General features: G+C 55.0%; 23 protein-coding genes. 1 reads left to right on the forward strand and 22 read right to left on the reverse strand.

Annotated features, from left to right (window positions below; translation table 11 throughout):
- Positions 1-395: 395 nt before the first annotated feature.
- The 3 genes from AC6ROY_RS06355 to AC6ROY_RS06365 all read right to left on the reverse strand — a co-directional run bounded on the left by AC6ROY_RS06355 (position 396) and on the right by AC6ROY_RS06365 (position 2,598).
- Entirely contained in the window at positions 396-1,169 is a 774-nt protein-coding gene (locus AC6ROY_RS06355; protein WP_500099293.1) for a thiazole synthase, read from the reverse strand.
- Between the two features lie 65 nt (positions 1,170-1,234).
- Positions 1,235-1,435: a sulfur carrier protein ThiS gene (gene thiS, locus AC6ROY_RS06360; protein ID WP_500099294.1), complete on the reverse strand. Its 201-nt coding sequence runs from the start codon at positions 1,433-1,435 to the stop codon at positions 1,235-1,237.
- 278 nt (positions 1,436-1,713) lie between these two features.
- A complete protein-coding gene (locus AC6ROY_RS06365) occupies positions 1,714-2,598 on the reverse strand; it encodes a nucleotidyltransferase-like protein (RefSeq protein ID WP_500099295.1) in 885 nt (294 codons plus the stop codon).
- Positions 2,599-2,729: 131 nt separating this feature from the next.
- Here AC6ROY_RS06365 and AC6ROY_RS06370 point away from each other — a divergent pair, with 131 nt between their 5' ends.
- A complete protein-coding gene (locus AC6ROY_RS06370; protein ID WP_500099296.1) occupies positions 2,730-3,146 on the forward strand; it encodes a DUF2614 family zinc ribbon-containing protein in 417 nt (138 codons plus the stop codon).
- Positions 3,147-3,239: 93 nt separating this feature from the next.
- Here AC6ROY_RS06370 and AC6ROY_RS06375 read toward each other — a convergent pair whose 3' ends face one another.
- The 19 genes from AC6ROY_RS06375 to AC6ROY_RS06465 all read right to left on the reverse strand — a co-directional run bounded on the left by AC6ROY_RS06375 (position 3,240) and on the right by AC6ROY_RS06465 (position 18,241).
- The gene (locus AC6ROY_RS06375) at positions 3,240-4,994 is read right to left on the reverse strand and encodes a glycosyl hydrolase family 18 protein (protein ID WP_500099297.1); all 1,755 of its coding nucleotides are present in this window, start codon (positions 4,992-4,994) and stop codon (positions 3,240-3,242) included.
- A 115-nt stretch (positions 4,995-5,109) separates the two neighbouring features.
- Positions 5,110-5,541 carry a peroxide-responsive transcriptional repressor PerR gene (gene perR / locus AC6ROY_RS06380; RefSeq protein ID WP_500099298.1) on the reverse strand — a complete coding sequence of 144 codons (432 nt, stop codon included), beginning with the start codon at positions 5,539-5,541 and terminating at the stop codon, positions 5,110-5,112.
- Positions 5,542-5,604: 63 nt separating this feature from the next.
- On the reverse strand, positions 5,605-6,864 hold the full coding sequence (locus AC6ROY_RS06385; protein WP_500099299.1) for a DUF4097 family beta strand repeat-containing protein: 1,260 nt from the start codon (positions 6,862-6,864) through the stop codon (positions 5,605-5,607).
- 12 nt (positions 6,865-6,876) lie between these two features.
- A complete protein-coding gene (locus AC6ROY_RS06390) occupies positions 6,877-7,512 on the reverse strand; it encodes a hypothetical protein (RefSeq protein ID WP_500099300.1) in 636 nt (211 codons plus the stop codon).
- Between the two features lie 15 nt (positions 7,513-7,527).
- Positions 7,528-8,052, reverse strand: a complete 525-nt coding sequence (locus tag AC6ROY_RS06395) for an anti-sigma factor family protein (RefSeq protein WP_500099301.1) — start codon at positions 8,050-8,052, stop codon at positions 7,528-7,530.
- On the reverse strand, positions 8,012-8,632 hold the full coding sequence (locus AC6ROY_RS06400) for an RNA polymerase sigma factor (protein ID WP_500099302.1): 621 nt from the start codon (positions 8,630-8,632) through the stop codon (positions 8,012-8,014). Before AC6ROY_RS06400 ends, AC6ROY_RS06395 begins: the two co-directional genes overlap by 41 nt.
- Before the next feature lie 69 nt (positions 8,633-8,701).
- The gene (locus tag AC6ROY_RS06405; RefSeq protein ID WP_500099303.1) at positions 8,702-9,394 is read right to left on the reverse strand and encodes an MgtC/SapB family protein; all 693 of its coding nucleotides are present in this window, start codon (positions 9,392-9,394) and stop codon (positions 8,702-8,704) included.
- A gap of 106 nt (positions 9,395-9,500) precedes the next feature.
- The gene (locus AC6ROY_RS06410) at positions 9,501-9,959 is read right to left on the reverse strand and encodes a GNAT family N-acetyltransferase (protein WP_500099304.1); all 459 of its coding nucleotides are present in this window, start codon (positions 9,957-9,959) and stop codon (positions 9,501-9,503) included.
- A 15-nt stretch (positions 9,960-9,974) separates the two neighbouring features.
- Positions 9,975-11,441: an Asp-tRNA(Asn)/Glu-tRNA(Gln) amidotransferase subunit GatB gene (gene gatB, locus AC6ROY_RS06415; RefSeq protein WP_500099305.1), complete on the reverse strand. Its 1,467-nt coding sequence runs from the start codon at positions 11,439-11,441 to the stop codon at positions 9,975-9,977.
- Positions 11,442-11,459: 18 nt separating this feature from the next.
- On the reverse strand, positions 11,460-12,917 hold the full coding sequence (gatA, locus tag AC6ROY_RS06420; protein WP_500099307.1) for an Asp-tRNA(Asn)/Glu-tRNA(Gln) amidotransferase subunit GatA: 1,458 nt from the start codon (positions 12,915-12,917) through the stop codon (positions 11,460-11,462).
- Positions 12,918-12,959: 42 nt separating this feature from the next.
- Positions 12,960-13,247: an Asp-tRNA(Asn)/Glu-tRNA(Gln) amidotransferase subunit GatC gene (gene gatC / locus AC6ROY_RS06425; protein WP_500099308.1), complete on the reverse strand. Its 288-nt coding sequence runs from the start codon at positions 13,245-13,247 to the stop codon at positions 12,960-12,962.
- Positions 13,248-13,527: 280 nt separating this feature from the next.
- Complete coding sequence (locus tag AC6ROY_RS06430) at positions 13,528-13,905, reverse strand: ATPase (protein ID WP_500099310.1); 378 nt, start codon at positions 13,903-13,905, stop codon at positions 13,528-13,530.
- Positions 13,906-14,240: 335 nt separating this feature from the next.
- On the reverse strand, positions 14,241-15,440 hold the full coding sequence (locus AC6ROY_RS06435; protein WP_500099311.1) for a M24 family metallopeptidase: 1,200 nt from the start codon (positions 15,438-15,440) through the stop codon (positions 14,241-14,243).
- 249 nt (positions 15,441-15,689) lie between these two features.
- Entirely contained in the window at positions 15,690-16,238 is a 549-nt protein-coding gene (locus tag AC6ROY_RS06440; RefSeq protein ID WP_500099313.1) for a hypothetical protein, read from the reverse strand.
- On the reverse strand, positions 16,235-16,660 hold the full coding sequence (locus AC6ROY_RS06445; protein WP_500099315.1) for a hypothetical protein: 426 nt from the start codon (positions 16,658-16,660) through the stop codon (positions 16,235-16,237). The genes AC6ROY_RS06440 and AC6ROY_RS06445 overlap by 4 nt, the downstream gene beginning before the upstream one ends.
- A gap of 92 nt (positions 16,661-16,752) precedes the next feature.
- Entirely contained in the window at positions 16,753-16,911 is a 159-nt protein-coding gene (locus AC6ROY_RS06450; RefSeq protein ID WP_500099317.1) for a hypothetical protein, read from the reverse strand.
- A gap of 3 nt (positions 16,912-16,914) precedes the next feature.
- A complete protein-coding gene (locus tag AC6ROY_RS06455; RefSeq protein ID WP_500099319.1) occupies positions 16,915-17,091 on the reverse strand; it encodes a hypothetical protein in 177 nt (58 codons plus the stop codon).
- A gap of 21 nt (positions 17,092-17,112) precedes the next feature.
- Complete coding sequence (locus AC6ROY_RS06460; RefSeq protein WP_500099321.1) at positions 17,113-17,253, reverse strand: hypothetical protein; 141 nt, start codon at positions 17,251-17,253, stop codon at positions 17,113-17,115.
- 25 nt (positions 17,254-17,278) lie between these two features.
- Positions 17,279-18,241 (reverse strand): type II secretion system F family protein, encoded by a 963-nt coding sequence (locus AC6ROY_RS06465; protein ID WP_500099323.1) that lies wholly within the window; start codon positions 18,239-18,241, stop codon positions 17,279-17,281.
- Between the last annotated feature and the right edge of the window lie 35 nt (positions 18,242-18,276).

Below are 18,276 nucleotides of genomic sequence, written 5' to 3' on the forward strand. Positions count from 1 at the left end.
CAGGATCAAACTCTCCATTAAGGTAGTTCGACTTGCTCATACGTCATGCTAGCGAGAATTTTCATTCTCTATTCAACACTCACTCGTTGTTCAGTTTTCAAAGGGCAATATTTTTCTTAATAGAAACAAACTTTTTGCTCATTTATTTCTTTGTCGCTTTTTGTTAACTTGTTTATCGGCGACTTCTTTAATATATCACATCCACCGCCAATAATGCAAGCTTTTTTTATTTCTTTTTTCGAACCTTTAGTTGCCCGCCGTTTCAGGACGAGTCCTTCTCAGCGGCGAAGACTAATTTATCATAGGCGCTATAGGAATGTCAAGCATCATTTAAAAAAATAAAAAACGGGAAAACTCCAGGCACCCGCCTTCGTTTTCCCGTTTGCTCCAGCCTGTTATTCAATCATTCCTTCTTCGGGGCTGCTGGCGGAAGCATAACGCTTCTTCGCAATCCGGCCCGCCAGGAAGCCCTTGCGTCCCGCTTCGACAGCAAGCTTGAACGCCTCGGCCATCAGTGCAGGATGTTGCGCTCCCGCGACTGCTGTATTCAACAGCACGCCATCAGCGCCCAGCTCCATAGCCAGCGCTGCATCCGCCGGTCCGCCGATTCCCGCATCTACAATAATAGGCACCTTGGCTTCCTCGATAATAAACCGCAGATTGCCCGGGTTCACGATACCTTGTCCTGAACCGATCGGCGAAGCGCCCGGCATAACGGCAGCCGCACCGGCCTCCTGCAGCTTGCGCGCCAAAATCGGGTCATCGGACGTATAAGGAAGCACGATAAAGCCTTCCTCGACCAAAATTTTGGTAGCTTCGAGCGTACCCACCGGATCGGGAAGCAATGTTTTCGGGTCACCGATCACTTCGACCTTGATCATGTCACACAGTCCTGTAGCTCTGGCCAGACGCGCAATCCGCACGGCTTCCTCCACGGTATATGCCCCTGCGGTATTCGGGAGAAGCTTGAACGACTTCAAATCAAGCGTCTCCAGAAAGTTGGGGGCATCCGGGTTATCAATAGGCAGGCGGCGAATGGCAAAGGTAAGCACCTCAGCCTCGGAAGCGCGAACAGCCTGTTCCTGAATGTCAAGCGCGGAAAACTTGCCCGTGCCAAGCAGCAATCGGGATTTAAACGTATAAGGACCTATTTTCAACCGTTCTGTCATGATCTGTTACTCCTTATAAGGTATTAGATTAATGATTCAGCAGTCTACAGCCGCCAGGATTGAGCTTATCCCCCTCCCACGAAATGCACGATCTCTACTTGATCCCACGCCCGCAAAGCAGTACGCTCATAGGCATCACGATCTATAATGACGCGGTTCAGCTCCACGACCAAAATTTTGTGCTCCAGCTTAAAAAAAACGAGCAGCTCCGCAACGGTCGCTACACCTTCGACGTCGCGGCTTTCTCCATTTACAACTAGCTTCAAACGCCCGTCCTCCTTTCCTTCTCTTCTACGTTGTCCTTCCGCATGCACGGCTGCACAAAAAAAAGCCAGCCTGCGCAGGCTGACTTCATGACCGGTAGCTTTTCAAAAAAGCGATCGAGCATCCGTCCACTTCCCTACGCTGGCATCATCCAGAACGACAGGCGGATCACTCCGCATGCGCCGTTATACAGGTTCCAAGGGTCAAAGAATGCTTCTTACTCTCAGCCTCGCATCATGAGGCTCCCCCAGTGGCTATTCAATTGTTCCACACGATTATATCACACGGCCTGGGATTTGACATCCCGGTATCGCAATTCCAGCGTGCTAAGCTCCGGATCGGCCGTATGCACAACCTCTGCGGCAAGCGCCTTTCTCACGAGCTTATTCATCAGCAACGGCAGCTCAACGCTGACGCCCGTCAGCTCCGGAAGCTCCTGAAGCTCTCGAATACTCCAGGCTTCCTCGCGGCTGGCCAGCAGCTCAAGCAGCGGCTTGCAGCAGCGCTCCATTTTGGACATCACCGAAAATTCGCAGGCCAGCAAAACGAGCTGTACCCTCTGCTTCAGTGTTTCACCGCTCAGGGTCAGCTCCTCATAGAGCTTGTACACCCCCGGATTGATCGTCCGCACTTGAGCCCAGACCGTGACTTCCGGATGATGACCTGCTTCTATAATGACAATACGCGCCCAATGCTGCAGCGCCTCCAGTATATGCGTGTAAGCATCAAGCAGATGATCGCTCATCAAATATTCCTTGCTTTGCAAATAACGGCGCAAAAACCTGGAAAACTCAGTCAGCAGCTTATGCGCTCTTACCTCATCAGGAAACTCCAGCAGCCGATGCCGCAGGCTTTCCAAATAAATCTCGTGATCCAAAAGAATCTCCCCTTTTAAGATCCAGTAAAAAATTTGACGCTGATCGCTATGAAGAACAAGCTCTTCCAGCGCGTCGGGAGTCATCCACCGTTCTTGTATACGCAGGTTGTCTTTTATATAATGAACTTGTCGGTCGGCGCTTCGAGCTTGACGGCTGATGATCAATAGCAGATAATCAAAACCGTCGGTTACCGCTGCATGTGGAGAAGGATTGTCAACCGCGAGGATGCTTAACACGGTCTCGTCCTGTCGGAGCCGATCCAGGTGCTGCTGCTTCAGAGAATCCATGAACGAAAGAGCCTCCTGACCTATCAACCTCAGGTTAATCTTGTGCTATGAAGTATTTCTACATGCGAACGCAGTTTCCTGCATTTTTTTGTGACAACGTGCACAATTCTTAAGCGAAAGAAGTGACAAGTGTGAAATTCAAGTCTAGTAAGGCCAATGAATTCAGACTGTGGGGCTTGCTGCTGACGATGGGCGGCATGCTGCTGATGATTTTGGGACTGGGTGGAATCGTGTTTGAGTGGGGCTCGGCGGGACGACTGCTGGCGGCAATCGGCATGGTGATTGGTGCGATTTTGATGCTGCTGAGCATGGGCGTTTATTTTGCAGCCGGCATGATGTCAACAAGCGCAGTTGTTCTCGTCTGTCCGGAATGCGGCAAAGCGACCAAAATTATCGGAAAAACAGACCGCTGCATGTTCTGCAAAACGATTCTCTCGCTGGACCCGGCACATGCTCCGCCTGCGGATGCTCAAGCAGCTGACGCTCAGCCCACGCACGCTGTGGAGGAACCCTCATCTGCTCACGGGAACGCAACGACCCGCTCCTAGAGCCAACAAAAAAACGGCACGCCTCCGCATGATGCGGGGACATGCCGTTTTTTTGCGATGCGGACCAGCGCCATTCAAACGCCGTTGCCGACCTTACTTGCCGCTTCCCTTGCCTAAGTCTTCATTAATCCAATCCCACGCCTCCGGCTGCTCGAAGCCTCTGCGCCAGGACGCGACCCCCGCCAGATTATACTTATGGATTAGTGCGATTCTAGCCCGTACGCTGGTTTCATCTTCGATCCAGATTTTATTCAGCTTGCCGTCTTCTTTATATTCGATATAGTTTTGTCCGACATCGGCCAAAAAGGTTGGCGTCAGCTTCTGCTCCTGGATGATTCGCTGCGGCATCGACATGAAGACGGCTCGCGAGCTTACGGACGGCTTGCCGTCCTTGGTCCCTTCCGTCCACACTCTCGTGTAAAACGGAACCCCCAGCACCAGCTTCTCCGGCGGAATTTTGTCCTGCTGCAGCAATCCTAAAATCGACGCCTCCACCCACGGCAAGGATGCGACAGAGCCGGCCTTCGGACTGCTCGCCCAATGCTCGTCGTACGCCATCAGCATCATATAATCAACAGATTCGATCAGCGCCTTGCGGTCATAAAACATCGACCACATCTCGTTGGTGGAACGCGGCGTCACGTCCATGGATACGACCAAGCCCTGCTCATGCAGGAGCGGCGTCAGCTCGCGGACGAATTGCACCAGATTTTGCTTGTCCTTCAGCTCCACATTTTCAAAGTCGATATTGATGCCTTCCAGCCCGTACATCCGGGAGAAGCTGAGCAGCTGCTTGATCATGTTCATCCGTTTGTCGTGAGTGGACAACGCCTCCGTCGTCCGCTTGGGATCGAACCCGTTGCTAAACAACGCCCAGACATGGTAACCGTTCGCATGCGCCCATTTGACATAAGCGGGATCGGCCAGGTTCTGAAGGCTGCCTTCGCCATCCTGCAGATGAAACCAGGACGGGCTCACCACATTGACGCCGGGCATGGCGGCGATTTTGGACGTATCGGGATTTTTCGTGACGACATGCTCCCAGGTCAAATTAATTTTACCGGTAATCGGCTTCTTTGGTTCAAAGTCAGGCTCGTCAGGCTGGGCCGGAATTTGCTCCTCCCGGTCGAATTCAGCGTCAGTCTTGCGTACATAACCCAGATAGCCGCTCGCTAATTGGACCCGATACCAATCAGCCTCTTCTCCCCAGACAATCAGGCTCTCGCCTTGCTTGAGATCAGACAGGATCGGCGCCTTGATCGACGGGTCGCGCCGCATCGCAATCGTTTTGTCCGGCTTGCCCTCAAATGTGACCGTACGCAGCCAGCGCACCGTCTCGCCTTCCATGAAAAGCAGCACAGCGCCTGTTTCGTCGGACTCCCGCAGATCAACGCCATAGTAGCTGCGCAGCGGGTCGATCGGCAAATACAGCGTGGAGCCTAACTTTTCCGTCGGAAATTTCAGCTTGAAGGGCTTGTCATTCACCATAGCTGTCAGTTCGTCGGTCCGCAGCCGGACGACTTTATGTTGAGTCGTAATAATGGTCGATTCGCTCTTCTGTTCATACACAACTGTCGGGTCAATCCGTTCCTGAACGATGTTGAACGATAATTTCAGCGATTCCTTGCTGCCCAAAGCCGGGTCCTTCAGCATGCCTCCCTTATAAAAAACAGGCTTGGCATTTCCCCCGAACGTCGGAGGCTCATGTTTATTGCTCGGCATCACATTCATCCAGTAATAGGCCGCACAACCCGCAGCCGCCACAAAAGCCAGCAACAGCAGCAGTACGCGCGCGCTTCGATTTCTTCTCGGTCGAACCGGAGCTTGCGGGTATCGGTCATTGTTCATAACTTCACCTCTGTCAATTAATGCAGCAGTCTTCCGCTGAACGAACAAAAAAGACGCATTCGATCCGCAAAATTCGCGTTACCGAACACGTCCATTATACCCGAAATCTAGCAATCTAGCATGTCGCCCTGCTCAAGCAATCTGCGCATACGCCGTAGACCTCAACCCGATGACTTTTCACCCGAAAGCCTGTCATCTCTCCTGCAGCCCGTTCCAGCTCATCCAGCGGCTCATAAGCGAAATCAACCAGCTTGCCGCATTCTTCGCATAACGCATGATAATGATCGGACAAATCGGCATCGAACCGGCTGGAATGATCGCCGTAAGTCATCTCGCGAACAAGGCCCGATTCCATAAATACCTTCAGATTGTTATAAACGGTAGCGACGCTCATGCTCGGAAATTGTGGCGATAACGCCTTATAAATATCATCCGCCGTAGGATGAGATAACGTATTCAACAAATAGGACAAAATCGCGTGCCGCTGAGGCGTCATCCGAACGCCCATTGTTTTAAGCTTATGCAACGCCTGTGCCAAAGCATCCATGGTGTTCACCGCCTAATCAGGGAAAGTATATCAGTTTATTTTACCCCGACGACGGAACAATTGTCAATTTATTCGTTGGACCGCTAAAGCCCCTTTTGTTTCCGCGTATACTTGGTAGGTGCCTGCTCCGACGGTGCCGGACACGTTTCGTTTGGTCACCTCCAGCGGCAGATTGGTCCGGACACTGCCAAATCCCCCCGTGCTGTCTACGGTGTAGCTTCCATCGGCCGGCAGCAGCAGCTCCAGCTTGCCATGCCGGGTTCTTACGTCCCAATTTCCTTGCACCTGCGAGGAAGCAATTTGCACAGACGCGCTGTCGCTAACGGTTTTTACCTGCTTGAGCACGCCATCCACCTTAATCGCCCCATGTATGGTTTTAATCTCAACATCGCCCTGATGACGGGTAAGCACAGATTCCGCATTCGCTGAGCTCAGCTTGGCTGAACCGCGGTGGTCGCTGACCTCCAGCAAGCCATTGGTCACCTCAAGCGTTAAATCACCTTCCAGCCCTTGTGCCGACAACTGACCGTTTTTAACCTTGAGCGCGACTTTTCCGGCCAGCTCGCTGACTGAAATCTCTCCATTAACCGCCGCAGCCGTAAAGGAATCCTGAAGCAGCAGCCGGGAAGCATGTATCTGACCATTGGTCAACTCGATGTCCCAATCCGTTTTCAGATTGACCGGTACGGTGATAACCATATCCATCCGCGGTCTTCGCTTGCCTAACAGCTTGTAGGCGTATTCCCGAGGAACAGCTCGAATGGAAAGCGTATCCCCCTCCAGCTGGTGGTCCAGCCTGGAGCCGCTCACGATGCTTTCGACTTCATCTTTCTTATCATCGTTTACATAAATCGCCAGATCGACCTCCAGCTGCTCTACCTGGCCGGTCTTGATCGTTACATTGCCGTTTGTGTTCGACAGCTTGACCTGACGGAGACCGGAGGGAACGGGAATGGCGGTCACGCCTTTATCAAAGCGCTCCCCATCGCTGAACGCTTCAATGACATCCGCAAGGTTGCTGTCGTTCCAGTCGCGAATGCCTTCGATCCCTTTCCAAACGCCGGGGTTTTGCACGCTGACCACAACGATGGCGGCAATGAACACCGCAAATGTGATCCCGCCCAAATCAAGCCCAAGCGCGCGGTCTCCTTGGCCGTGACGCCGATTAAGCACCATATATTCAAGCCCCAGCGCGATAAATAAAACCGGCCAGGCTTTCACAAGTCCAACGGTCAGATTGGTTCCGGCCAGCTTATCGGACATCACAACGCCGCCCACAACGAGAAGCACAAGCGCCGCCGTGTACCGTCCTGCCTTCAACATATGCAATCCTCCCTATTTTTTCATGGATTCTCTGAAAAAAAGGAATAAGCCGAGACCGATCAGCAGTAATGCACCATAAGCGGAGCCCATAAATTCAACAGCACGATCCAGCCATTCCGATCTGCCTACCGCCAAAAACAAGACAATGCCGGTAATCACCAATAGATAGCCGAATCCATTACCCGGCTTTCCCATGCGGCCCGAACGGTCCTTGCCTCCATCCGCTGAAAAAGGCGCGTCTTTGTCTCTATAGTCAACGATCGGTTCTCCCCAGCCGTTCACCCGGTCCGTCTGCTGCAGCGCATCAAAGATGTTGTAGAAATACATAATCGGCAGCAGCAGCGAAAACAGCACGATCAGCGGAATTCCCTGATGCAGCGCGAAATAAACAATCGCAAAAATATCAAGCATAAACAGCACCATAATGCCAAGCCCGCGCTGCATCAAGCCGAGATACAGCTGGCCGGTGCCCGGGAACATAGACGACAGCAGACCCGCAAGCCATTTGTTTTTGCGTGTGCGCAGCGGCATATACGGATCAAACGGAGGCTTGTTTCCCCCTTGCCCCCAGCGCTCGATTCGCTCCCGTAAAAATGCTTCCTCGGGATCGCTCGCGTGGTCTCGCAGCTTGTCTTGTTGATCATTCATATCCAGCAATCCTCCTTAGGACAGCAATTGGCGGGATACCGCCTCTACCGCTTGAACAAGCTGAGCCGTGCCAAAACGCACCCCATTTTCCAGCTCTTTTGAATTCAGTGAAATGATACGGCCGATAATGCCCGTTGAAATAAACAAATACGTGGCCGCCAATGCGATCAGCCCGTTCGTCAGAACCCGCCTCACGCTGCGCGGAGCAGCCGTCCGAGGCATGCGAGCATTCGGGGGCCAAGCATGCTCAGGTTGCGCTGGCTGCCCTGGGGTCAGTTGGACGGATTCGTCTTCAAGCGGCGCGGCTGTCGGCTTCCTATGGAAAGGCAACCTGCACAGCACACGGTCGGTCAATCCGGATGGAGCCTTAAGCAGCGGCAGCTCATTCAACGCAGCTTCGATCTCGGTCAGCGCCGTCTGCCGGCGTCTGCAAAATGGACAGCTCTGCAGATGGGCGTGCAAACGCTGGGAATCCAGTTCAGAGCAGCCTTTATTCAGGTCACGTAGCAGTTCTTGATCGCTTGGATGCATGCGTGTCATGCTCTCCCACCTCCAGCCATTTTTGCTTCAGCATCGCCTTGCCCCGGTACAATCGGGTTTCGATCGTTTTCAGCGGCAGCCCGGTTGCTACCGCAATTTCCTGATACGAGAGCTGCTTGTAATGATACAAATAAAGCACCAGCTTGTATTTATCAGGCAAAGCTGCCAGCAGCTCCTGTACGGTTTGCTGTTGCTCCCGTTCCAGCGCTCTGGATTCCGGTTCCTCTTTGCGGTCGCCGAACCAGCCCTTCACTTTATCCAGAATCGCTTCGTAAGGCCGCCGCTTCCGGGCACGTCGATAGTCGGTGACCTGATTTACCGTTAGCCGGTAAATCCACGTCTTCAGCTGCGCGTCTCCGCGAAACTGCTCAATCGCCCGAAACAGCTTGAGAAACACTTCCTGAGTTAAATCCTCAGCCGTTTCCCGATGGTCAACCATACGGTAAATCACGGTGTATACGTAATCCTGATAACGCTCCATCAGGGTTCGATACGCCATTTCATCGCCTTGACGGACCAGGTCGACCAACTGTTCATCCGTCATGCTTCCCATCGTTTCACCGCCTTGGCTCTTTCTCATTGACTTAGACGCCCGGACCCGCCTGTTGCCCTTCATCTGTGGTTAAAAAAGATAGAAAGGCGCTGCCGCTTAGTCGACGGAAACCGATCTGATGCCATCAATAGCCATTAGCTCCTCAATCGTCGGGGCCATTTGCGTTTTTTTGGTCAGACGAAGCTCCAGCGTAATCTGCATAAGCCGCACCTCATCATCACCGGGCAGCGCTTCCACCGACCACTTCTTGATGTCGCAATCCTTGGACGCCAGCAGCTGGGAGACACGTCCGAGCAGGCTAGGGATGTCATACGCTTCGAGCCGGATGCTGCGTGTTCTTTTATGCGCCATATACCGCTTCTCGACAACATGCAGACCAAACAGGCTGATCAGCGCGAACAGGCAGGCCAGCCCTGACGCATAATAAAAGCCTGCGCCAATGGCAAGTCCGATTGCCGCCACCACCCATAGGGAAGCCGCCGTCGTCAGCCCCGTGATGGATTTGCCCGTATACAAGATGGTACCCGCGCCAAGAAACCCGATTCCGCTGATGACCTGGGCGGCCAAACGCGCCGGATCGCGCTGCACATGATCAATGTTAAATTCGGCAAAGCCATAGATGGATAAGAGCATAATTAACGTCGAACCCAGACAAACAAGCATATGGGTGCGTAATCCGGCCGCGCGGCTGCTTTGCTCACGTTCGAAACCGATGAGTCCGCCGAGCAGCATGGCCAAAATCAGCCGGAGGGTAATATGAAATAAATCAATCGACCAGGGATCATTCAATGTGTAAAACCTCCTTTTTGCTCGCACATGGTGTACCCACTATTTTATCACGATCAGCCTGTCACATGACGATTTCCGAAAAAAAGTTTAAAAAAAAGCCGCGGAGTTAGGACTCCGCAAGCTTTATAAATTGGGTCATGACGATCCCTGGCGCAATCAACTGCATACGCGCGGGCGAAAAGCCGTGCTTCTCATATAAAGCGACTGCCGGGGCATTGCTTGTCCCGGTATAGACGACCAACGCGCAGCCTGAAGCCGCCAGCGCTTCAACATGCTGCAGCAATGCGCTCCCGATGCCTCGGCGAAAACGGTCCGGATGCACCATCATCCGGCAAATTGTCAGCTCCTTGGCGCTTTGCTTGCAGGAGATCGCTCCGACAAGCCGCTCGCCCTCATAGTAGCCGAAAAACGTTTCGCCCGATTCTCGCAGCTCAAGCGGCGAATCCAGCAAAGGGGGAATTTCAGCGAACCCGACCAGCTCCGCCTCAACGCGATAAGCTTGCTGCTGCAGCTCCAAAAGCGGCAGCAGCTCCGACAGCTCAGCCACGTCAATCATTCGGATCATAAAGGATTCGCCCCGTTAACGATTAAGGCGCTCCAAAATTAATTTGTTTACTAACCCAGGGTTGGCTTTGCCTTTCGTTTCCTTCATGATTTGTCCGACGAGGAAGCCGATGGCTTTATCTTTGCCCGCTTTGAAGTCTGCGACGGATTGCGGGTTCTTGTCCACAATTTGATCGACGATGGCCGCAATCGCGCCTTCATCGCTAATTTGCACCAGCCCTTGCTCCTCGACGATCGCCTGCGGGCTTTTGCCGGATTCAAGCATCGCTTTGAAGACCGTTTTGGCAATTTTGCTGCTGATGGTGCCCTTCTCAATCAATCCGATCATTTCGCCGAGTCCCTGGCCGGTAATTTGTACGTCCGCCAGCTCCAGACCTCCTGCATTCAAGTAACCGAGCAGGTCGCCCATAATCCAGTTGGACACCGCCTTGGCATCCTGGGTGTAAGCCAAGCTCTCCTCGAAGAAATCAGCCAGCTTCATCGAAGCGGTGATGACACCGGCATCGTAGCTCGGCAGGCTGTATTGCTCGACATACCGTTTCTTGCGAGCGTCCGGCAGCTCCGGAATCGTGCCGCCGACGCGGGCTTTCCACTCATCGTCAATATGAATGGACACCAGATCCGGATCCGGGAAATAGCGGTAGTCATGCGCCTGCTCCTTGCTCCGCATCGTCAGCGTCTTCGCCTGGGATTCATCCCAGCGGCGCGTCTCCTGCACGACTTCTCCGCCGGAGTCCAGCACATCGGCCTGACGCCATTCCTCGTACTCCAATCCGCGCTGCACGCCGCGGAACGAGTTCATATTTTTCAGCTCAGCCTTCGTGCCGAATTTCTCCTGGCCGAACGGACGCAAGCTGATGTTGGCGTCGCAGCGGAGCGAGCCTTCCTCCATCTTCACATCGGAAACGTCGCAATACTGCATAATCGCCTTGATTTTCTCCAAATACGCACGCGCTTCCTCCGGGGAACGCAGGTCCGGCTCAGACACGATCTCGATCAGAGGGGTGCCGACACGGTTAAAGTCAACAAGCGACGCATATCCGCCATCGACGTGCGTCAGCTTGCCAGCGTCCTCCTCCAGATGAACGCGGGTAATGCCGATCCTCTTGGTGACGCCGCCGACCTCGATTTCGACCCAGCCGTGCTCGCCGACCGGCTTGTCGTATTGGGAAATTTGATACGCTTTGGGCGAATCGGGATAAAAGTAGTTTTTACGGTCAAACTTCGTATCTGTTGCGACCTGGCAGTTCAGCGCCATCGACGCCTTGATCGCATATTCCAGCGCCTGTTTGTTCAGTACCGGCAGCACGCCAGGATGTCCGAGACATACGGGACACGTATGGGTATTCGGCGGAGCTCCGAACGAGGTGGAGCAGCCGCAAAAAATTTTGGATGCGGTATGCAGCTCAACGTGAACTTCGAGACCGATGACGGTTTCGTAAGACTTTGCTGCTTGTGGTTGGTTACCGGTTGCCGCTGTCATGTGGGAACACTCCTTTCCTTAAAGCTGCGGACGCTGCTGGTGAAACTCGGTATGCTGCTCGAAGGCGTGAGCCGTCCGCAGCACCGTCGCTTCATCGAGCGCCTTGCCGATAATTTGCAGGCCGATTGGCAGCCCGTCCGCCATGCCGCACGGAATGCTGATAGCCGGAACCCCTGCCAGGTTAACCGGAATAGTTAAAATATCGTTCAAATACATCGTCAACGGATCGCTCGTCTGGGAGCCGATCTTGAAGGCCGGTGTCGGAGCCGTCGGGCCTATGACGACATCATAGTTCTCAAACACTTGATCGAAGTCACGCTTGATCAGGGTGCGCACCTTCTGCGCCTTCAAATAATACGCGTCATAATAGCCGGAGCTAAGCGCGTAGGTGCCAAGCATAATGCGGCGCTTCACCTCATCGCCGAAGCCTTCGCTGCGGCTTTTCAGGTAGACGTCCAGCAGGTTTTTCGGGTTGTCGGTCCGGACGCCGTAACGAACGCCGTCAAAGCGCGCCAGGTTGGATGAAGCCTCGGACGAGGCCAGCAGGTAATACGTAGCGACCGCGTATTCCGAATGCGGCAGCGACACTTCCTCTACGGTTGCGCCGAGACCCTCCAGCGTTTTGAGCGCAGCCAGCACCGCTTCCTTAACCTTCGGATCAATGCCTTGTCCCATATATTCCTTAGGCACGGCGATCCGCAAGCCCTGCACATCGCCGGTCAGCGCGCTCAAGTAATCCGGCACGTCTGCGTTCAGCGAGGTTGAATCCGACGGATCGTAACCGGCGATCGCCTGCAGTAAATACGCGCTGTCCTCGACGTTTTTGGTCAACGGACCGATCTGGTCAAGCGACGAGGCGAAGGCGACCAGGCCGTAACGCGATACGAGACCATAGGTCGGCTTCAAGCCAACTACGCCGCAATAGGACGCCGGTTGGCGGATCGAACCGCCTGTATCGGAGCCAAGCGAGAAAAATACTTCACCGGCAGCGACCGCTGCCGCCGAGCCGCCGCTGGAGCCGCCTGGCACATACTCCGTATTCCAAGGGTTATATGTCGGATGGAAGCTGGAATTTTCATTGGAGCCGCCCATCGCAAACTCGTCCATGTTCAGCTTGCCGATCGTGACCGCTTCCGCTTCCCGAAGCTTCTTGACCACCGTAGCGTCGTAAATCGGATTGTAATTACGCAAAAATTGGCTGGCGCATGTGGTCGTCAGCCCTTCGGTTACGATATTGTCCTTAACCCCGATCGGCAGTCCGAACAGCAGGCCGCGCGAGTCAGCCGTGCCGAGCTTCGCGTCCAGCGCGCCCGCCCCGGCAAGCGCCCGTTCCTCGTCCAGCGTCAGAAAAGCGCGTACCTTGCCATCTACCTCGGCGATCCGCTTATACGATTCGCTCACCAGATCGGTGACGGTAATTTCCTTGGCGTGCAATTTGTCATGTACATCCTGTAGTCGTAAATTCAGCAGAGACAAGCGTGAATCCTCCCTTCACATCATACCGCTTCCTGTCGGTTCCTACTCCAGCACAGCTGGCACTTTAATTTGACCGTCCTCTTGATCCGGCGCATTCCGCATCACCTGATCAATGTCCAGCGACGGCTTGACGGCATCAGCACGCATTACATTCACCAGCGGCATCGCATGGCTGGTCGGCTCCACGCCTTCCGTATCCAGCTGCTCAAGCTGCTCGGCGTATTTCAAAATCGCGCTCAGTTGACCCGCGAACGTTTCCTTTTCCTGCTCGCTCAGCTCGAGACGGGCCAGCGCCGCTACATGCTCAACATCCTTAACCGAAATACTCAATGTCTGCACCTCACTTCTTGGCTAATCATTCCTACTATTATAGCTTAGTTACCTGGGGAACTCAATGGACAAGCAGGTGCATAAGGGCGTTGAATCAGACGGGAGAATTAGGCGGCTTTTACCGGAAATGGCGGTCCGAGCTGCAGCAAGCCGCGGCCCCGAGAAGAACGGAGAAGGACGGAGAAAGCAGCAAAGCCGACCCCTCATGAAAGGAATCGGCTTCCTGTACTGCGGCCTGCGGCATTGCTGCCTGAGCCGGCGCAACATCCGGGCTTTGAGATTAAATCCAGGCTTTGAGATGAATTTGACGAATGAAGTCCTGATCCGATTGCACGTCCTTGCTTGTCTCGGAGGTTGCTTCCTCCACCTCGCCCGTCATAATCCGGCGGAACAAGGCGGCATTGCGGGTCGCCAGTGCAAAATCAATCAGCGCCTCGCGTTCGATCCGGTCCGCTTCCTGCCGCAGCAGCGTCTCCTCCAGCTCCACATCGGCTCCCGGCAAATAATGATGCTTGTTCGTTTTCGGCACGCGCACCACGTAATCAAATACATTGTCCGCATTGCGGTCGTAAGCGATGATATATCCGTACTCGCCGACAGGCAGGTTCTGCTCGAAGCTGTCACCGACAATAATCACTTTTTGCCCTAAACGCAGCATATGTGTTCCCCCTTCGCCCGTCCGTCCCTGTTTGCTTTTCCCGATGCTAGTAACGGAGCGATTGTCTGTATAGATGACCTATATGTAGGCTTGCAGGAACCGATGGCCGAATTTCCTTGCACAAAGGTAAGTATCTATACTTAATTCTACTAAGCATATCATTTTTTAACAGGGTAAGCAATGAAATCGGCCATGGCTATCAGGGGCTTGGGGGCTATTTTATTGCTCGGGCAGGCAAACAAGGCAGTCCGCTGTTCGGCAGGCAACCGACTTGCGCTCTTGACGTCGACGGAAACACGGAGCATAGTTTCATAGAACACGGAACGCACCGCCCGCTACAAACAGATCAGTCCCTCCGGAGTGACGCTCAGCTTCTCGAAGCCGTCGGCTGTCACGGCGTAGCTGTTCTCAATGCCGACAACGCCGCGTCCCGGAAACGTAAACTTAGGCTCTACAGCAAGCACCATCCCAGGCTGCAGTTCATAGCGGAAGCCTCTGGCCAGCACCGGCCATTCGTCGATTTCCAGACCGATGCCGTGTCCGAGGAAACGCACCTGATCCACGCCGTATCCCATATAATGATCGGCCAAGCCGGCTTCAGCCGCCAGACTCAGTGATTCGGCATACAATCGCTCGCAGCCTTCACCCGGCTTCAACAGCGATTCCGTATGACGAATGATGCGCTCCGACTGTTCATAGGCGTACTGCAAATCAGGGGCCAAGGTACCGATAACAACCGTACGCGTCTGGTCGATCACGTAGCCGTCCAGGCAGCAGCCGATATCAATCAAAATCGGCTCGTCGCGTGCAATCGGCCGCAAGCTGACGCTTTGCGGGCAAAAGGCGCCCAGGCCGCGGCCGCCGGCCGGGCCGTCAAAATAAGTCGGCTCAGCCGCCGCTTCCCCCGCTCCGATCATGCCGGTGATGACAGTCTGGTTAAAGCCGCGCAGCCGCATCAGGCCGCTATGTCCCCGCTGGCGAATAAACGTTTCGATGCGGCTCATCACGTCCAGCTCGCGCTGCCCCGGCTGCAGCCAGCCCAGCATATCGGTGAACGCCTCATCAATAAGCTGTGCCGCTGCACGGATGCAAGCCAGCTCGCGCTCCGACTTCACCATCCGCAATTCGCGGATCAGGGCCGACCCGTCCTTCCATTGGACAGTCGGAAGCGCCTGCTGCAGGCGTTGGAGCTGCTGCACCGGCAGCACATCAAACTCCGCAGCCAGCAATATCGGCTTGCCTTCGTCCGCTTGAGACAGCGCCGGGAAAAGCTGCCCCAGCTGTACGGCCAGCTCCCGCAGCGAGCCAAGCGGCTCTACAGGCCAAACGGATTCCTCCAGCGCCCGCGTGACGCTCCGCCGCACAAGAAAACGCGGTTCGCCCGCCTTCGGCACAATGAGATACCCTGTCTGCATCGAACCCGTCAAGTAGTACAAATCCACCTGCTGGGCAATAAGCATCCCGTCCTGCCCGCTTGCCTGAAGCTTGGCCTGCAGCCGAGCCACCCGGGCTTCGTATTCATGGTTGTTCGCCATCCTGTTCCACTCCCTGCAGCTTTAACCCGCCCCCGGCGGAAAGCCGTTTGTTTCCTTAACCTTACCGGGTAGCGATGAAAAATGCAAAGGGGCGAAGACCGGAAAACAAGCCTTTGCTAAAGCTTATTGATGAAGCCGCGGCAGCAGGCAAGCCGGACGGCGGCCTTCGAACAGGCTGCTACAGGCGGATCCGCTGCGCCCGTCGCCGCAAAACTTGTTGAATCGCTTTGCGACCAACCTGCTGCTGCCCTACCGCAGGCGCATGCTCGACACGCCGCTGAGCACAATCGGCTCCTCCCGGCCTTGCCCAAGCTGCGCGCGAGTCAGCTCCACAATGGCGATCACAGACGGACCGTACAACGTGACCTGCACGTTACGCGACGTTTGCCTGACGGTCCCTCCATGAACCGTGATCGAACGGGTCAACGTGTACGGATAAGCGGGGGGCGCCACATATTCAAGCCGATGAATGATCGGGGCCGCTTCCAGCGGACTTCCCGCCACCGGCGTGAGATCAGCCGCCAGTTTGAAGTTCAGCCTGAGGTACCGCATAAATTGCTCCCGGCCGTCGGCTTCCTCCCATACAATTTTGCCCAGCGCCGCTTCGGTCGGATCAACACTCATCGCAGCGGCGCGGACAGCTTGGTCCAGCAGAGGCTTGGACTTCGCTAGGATGTGCGCATGCAGCAGCCAGTTCCAGGCAATGCCCCACAGCAGCACCGCCGGGACCAAGGCCAATAAAGCAACAAGCATGATATGAATGCCGCCGCGCTCCTGGCTCAACGGCTGCTTAATCATTCAAAGGCCTCGCTCCGCCCGTACAACACAAGATGGTAAAACCCTTCATAGGCCCCGCTTCCTCCTCCCCCGCGAACGGCGCGGAGAACCCTCGTCATATTGGGCGCCGGATAGGTCAGTTCCAGCTTGATGGTCGGATCGGCCGCATCCCGCCGAACGAACGCCGACGTACCGCCTGCATAAGACGGATACCTTGTACCGCCGATATCAACCGGTCCCATCCCCAAGCTGGCAAGCCGCATATCCAACCGGTCGCGTACGTCCGCACTCACATAACCGATGGCTTCGGCCTCCTTCAACGCGTGATTGGCAAGTGTATGAAGATGGTTTGCTTTCATCGCAAACACAAAAAACGGCACGATGGCAAAGCACACAAACAGCAGCACAGGCATAATCAGCAAGGTAACCAGTACACTCGACATGCCGCGCTCATTTCGGACAAATTTACGATGACATCCATTACCAAAATCGCGTTGCGACCTATCGACGAGGTCGGTCGAGCCGACCGTCATCCTCAGTTGCTGTTGTAATCGAAGCTGCGAATTTTTTCCGTCATGGTCATATGCCCGTCCCGCAATTGCGCCTGCATCCCTCCGGCTCCCGGCCTGAACACAAACAAAGCGACGCCAAACACCAGCACAACAAGTAAGCATAACGTTACCAGTTTGCTCATCGCTTATGGCGCGGTCGCCGTAACTTTGCCGTCGGTTTGGCTGACCGTTGCGCTAGTAATACTTGTATTAAGCGCCGTTCCTTTGGCGCCGACTGCCGGACCAACCTTTGTTCCTGCCACAAACATAGCTGCGCCTCCGAGCAATACCGTCAATAAGCACGCGATAACCAATTTCCCCATCTGCTTTCATCCTCTCATTTTTTATTTGAACGCATCCTGAATTCGCACCTGCGTCTGGCTGCCCGCTATACCTGCCGCCGGGGCCAACTGGCCGCCTACAACGTACAAGGAAGCGCCTCCCAGCAGGACGGTCAGCAGTACAGCAACGATTAACTTCGACACCGGCCTCCCCCTCCGCATGTGTACCTTATCCCTCAAAGCTGGTCATCAGCTGCTCCGAAATGGTAATCAGCCATGGATACAGGAACAACACGATGATGACTGCAAAGGGCACCATGATATAGAAGCTGATCCACACCGGCGCATTTTCCAGCTGGCGGTCACGCTCTGCCCCCAACGTTGCTTCGATACCTGCCGTTTGCTCCTTCAGCACCTTGGCAATTTCGTGCGAATCGGCCCGGCTGACCGCCTCCAGCGCATTGACGAGCGGAAAGGCTTCGGAGATACCGACATGATCGCGAAACCGCCGAATCGCCAGTGCCCGGTCCTTGCCCCACATGACGGCCAGCTCCTGCAAAGGCGGCTTCAACAGCGTCAGCGGCCGGCCTGCTCGTACGAGCAGCTCCCGCATATCCGCGCGTTCACTGACGCAAACGGACAGTCGATGGGACAGCTTGGCAATTTCCATTAACAGCTTCGCTCTCCGGCCGCGGGCATTTGCAGCCAGCCACATATCCGGCACCGACCAGCCAGCCAGTCCGGCGAGTGCCAATTTCAGCCAAATGCCCCAGCCCCAGAGGCCGGACCCGCTGCCTGACGGGAGGCTTGGCGCTGCGAGAAAAAACTGAGACAATACGCCGAGCACTACGAGCGTCAGCATAAGCAGCAGCTTGACCTGGACGAACCGCTGACGCGTCCAATACCCAGGCAAGCCTGCCAGCCGCGCCCGGTCCCTGTAAGCCCGAAGCTGCTGCAACCGCTTATGCGACATTGGGCGTTTCACCGGACCGCCGGACCACGGCGTCGCTCGATTTAACCGCTCGCGCAAATAAGCGAGTCGGCTTCCGTCCAGACGGCGAAGCGGGCTAACTGCCGCATAGGCAAGCAAGGCGCTGCCCACGGCAAATAGAGCCAATAAAGCGTAACCGGGGAGCATGCTCAGTAATCCAGCTGGCTGCATGCTTTGGACCTCTGCATAGGCGGCCTTCATGTTGATTCACCTCCTTCCCGAGCGCTTCCGCTCTG

Source organism: Paenibacillus sp. sg306046, from assembly GCF_059821225.1.

What these genes read in the sequence shown, in the direction of transcription:
- AC6ROY_RS06355 (WP_500099293.1), bottom strand. Translation starts at nt 1,169, where the DNA reads ATGACAGAACGGTTGAAAATAGGTCCTTATACGTTTAAATCCCGATTG.
- AC6ROY_RS06365 (WP_500099295.1), bottom strand. Translation starts at nt 2,598, where the DNA reads ATGGATTCTCTGAAGCAGCAGCACCTGGATCGGCTCCGACAGGACGAG.
- AC6ROY_RS06375 (WP_500099297.1), bottom strand. Translation starts at nt 4,994, where the DNA reads ATGAACAATGACCGATACCCGCAAGCTCCGGTTCGACCGAGAAGAAAT.
- perR (WP_500099298.1), bottom strand. Translation starts at nt 5,541, where the DNA reads ATGGATGCTTTGGCACAGGCGTTGCATAAGCTTAAAACAATGGGCGTT.
- AC6ROY_RS06385 (WP_500099299.1), bottom strand. Translation starts at nt 6,864, where the DNA reads ATGTTGAAGGCAGGACGGTACACGGCGGCGCTTGTGCTTCTCGTTGTG.
- AC6ROY_RS06390 (WP_500099300.1), bottom strand. Translation starts at nt 7,512, where the DNA reads ATGAATGATCAACAAGACAAGCTGCGAGACCACGCGAGCGATCCCGAG.
- AC6ROY_RS06395 (WP_500099301.1), bottom strand. Translation starts at nt 8,052, where the DNA reads ATGACACGCATGCATCCAAGCGATCAAGAACTGCTACGTGACCTGAAT.
- AC6ROY_RS06400 (WP_500099302.1), bottom strand. Translation starts at nt 8,632, where the DNA reads ATGAGAAAGAGCCAAGGCGGTGAAACGATGGGAAGCATGACGGATGAA.
- AC6ROY_RS06410 (WP_500099304.1), bottom strand. Translation starts at nt 9,959, where the DNA reads ATGATCCGAATGATTGACGTGGCTGAGCTGTCGGAGCTGCTGCCGCTT.
- gatB (WP_500099305.1), bottom strand. Translation starts at nt 11,441, where the DNA reads ATGACAGCGGCAACCGGTAACCAACCACAAGCAGCAAAGTCTTACGAA.
- AC6ROY_RS06430 (WP_500099310.1), bottom strand. Translation starts at nt 13,905, where the DNA reads ATGCTGCGTTTAGGGCAAAAAGTGATTATTGTCGGTGACAGCTTCGAG.
- AC6ROY_RS06435 (WP_500099311.1), bottom strand. Translation starts at nt 15,440, where the DNA reads ATGGCGAACAACCATGAATACGAAGCCCGGGTGGCTCGGCTGCAGGCC.
- AC6ROY_RS06440 (WP_500099313.1), bottom strand. Translation starts at nt 16,238, where the DNA reads ATGATTAAGCAGCCGTTGAGCCAGGAGCGCGGCGGCATTCATATCATG.
- AC6ROY_RS06445 (WP_500099315.1), bottom strand. Translation starts at nt 16,660, where the DNA reads ATGTCGAGTGTACTGGTTACCTTGCTGATTATGCCTGTGCTGCTGTTT.
- AC6ROY_RS06450 (WP_500099317.1), bottom strand. Translation starts at nt 16,911, where the DNA reads ATGAGCAAACTGGTAACGTTATGCTTACTTGTTGTGCTGGTGTTTGGC.
- AC6ROY_RS06455 (WP_500099319.1), bottom strand. Translation starts at nt 17,091, where the DNA reads ATGGGGAAATTGGTTATCGCGTGCTTATTGACGGTATTGCTCGGAGGC.
- AC6ROY_RS06465 (WP_500099323.1), bottom strand. Translation starts at nt 18,241, where the DNA reads ATGAAGGCCGCCTATGCAGAGGTCCAAAGCATGCAGCCAGCTGGATTA.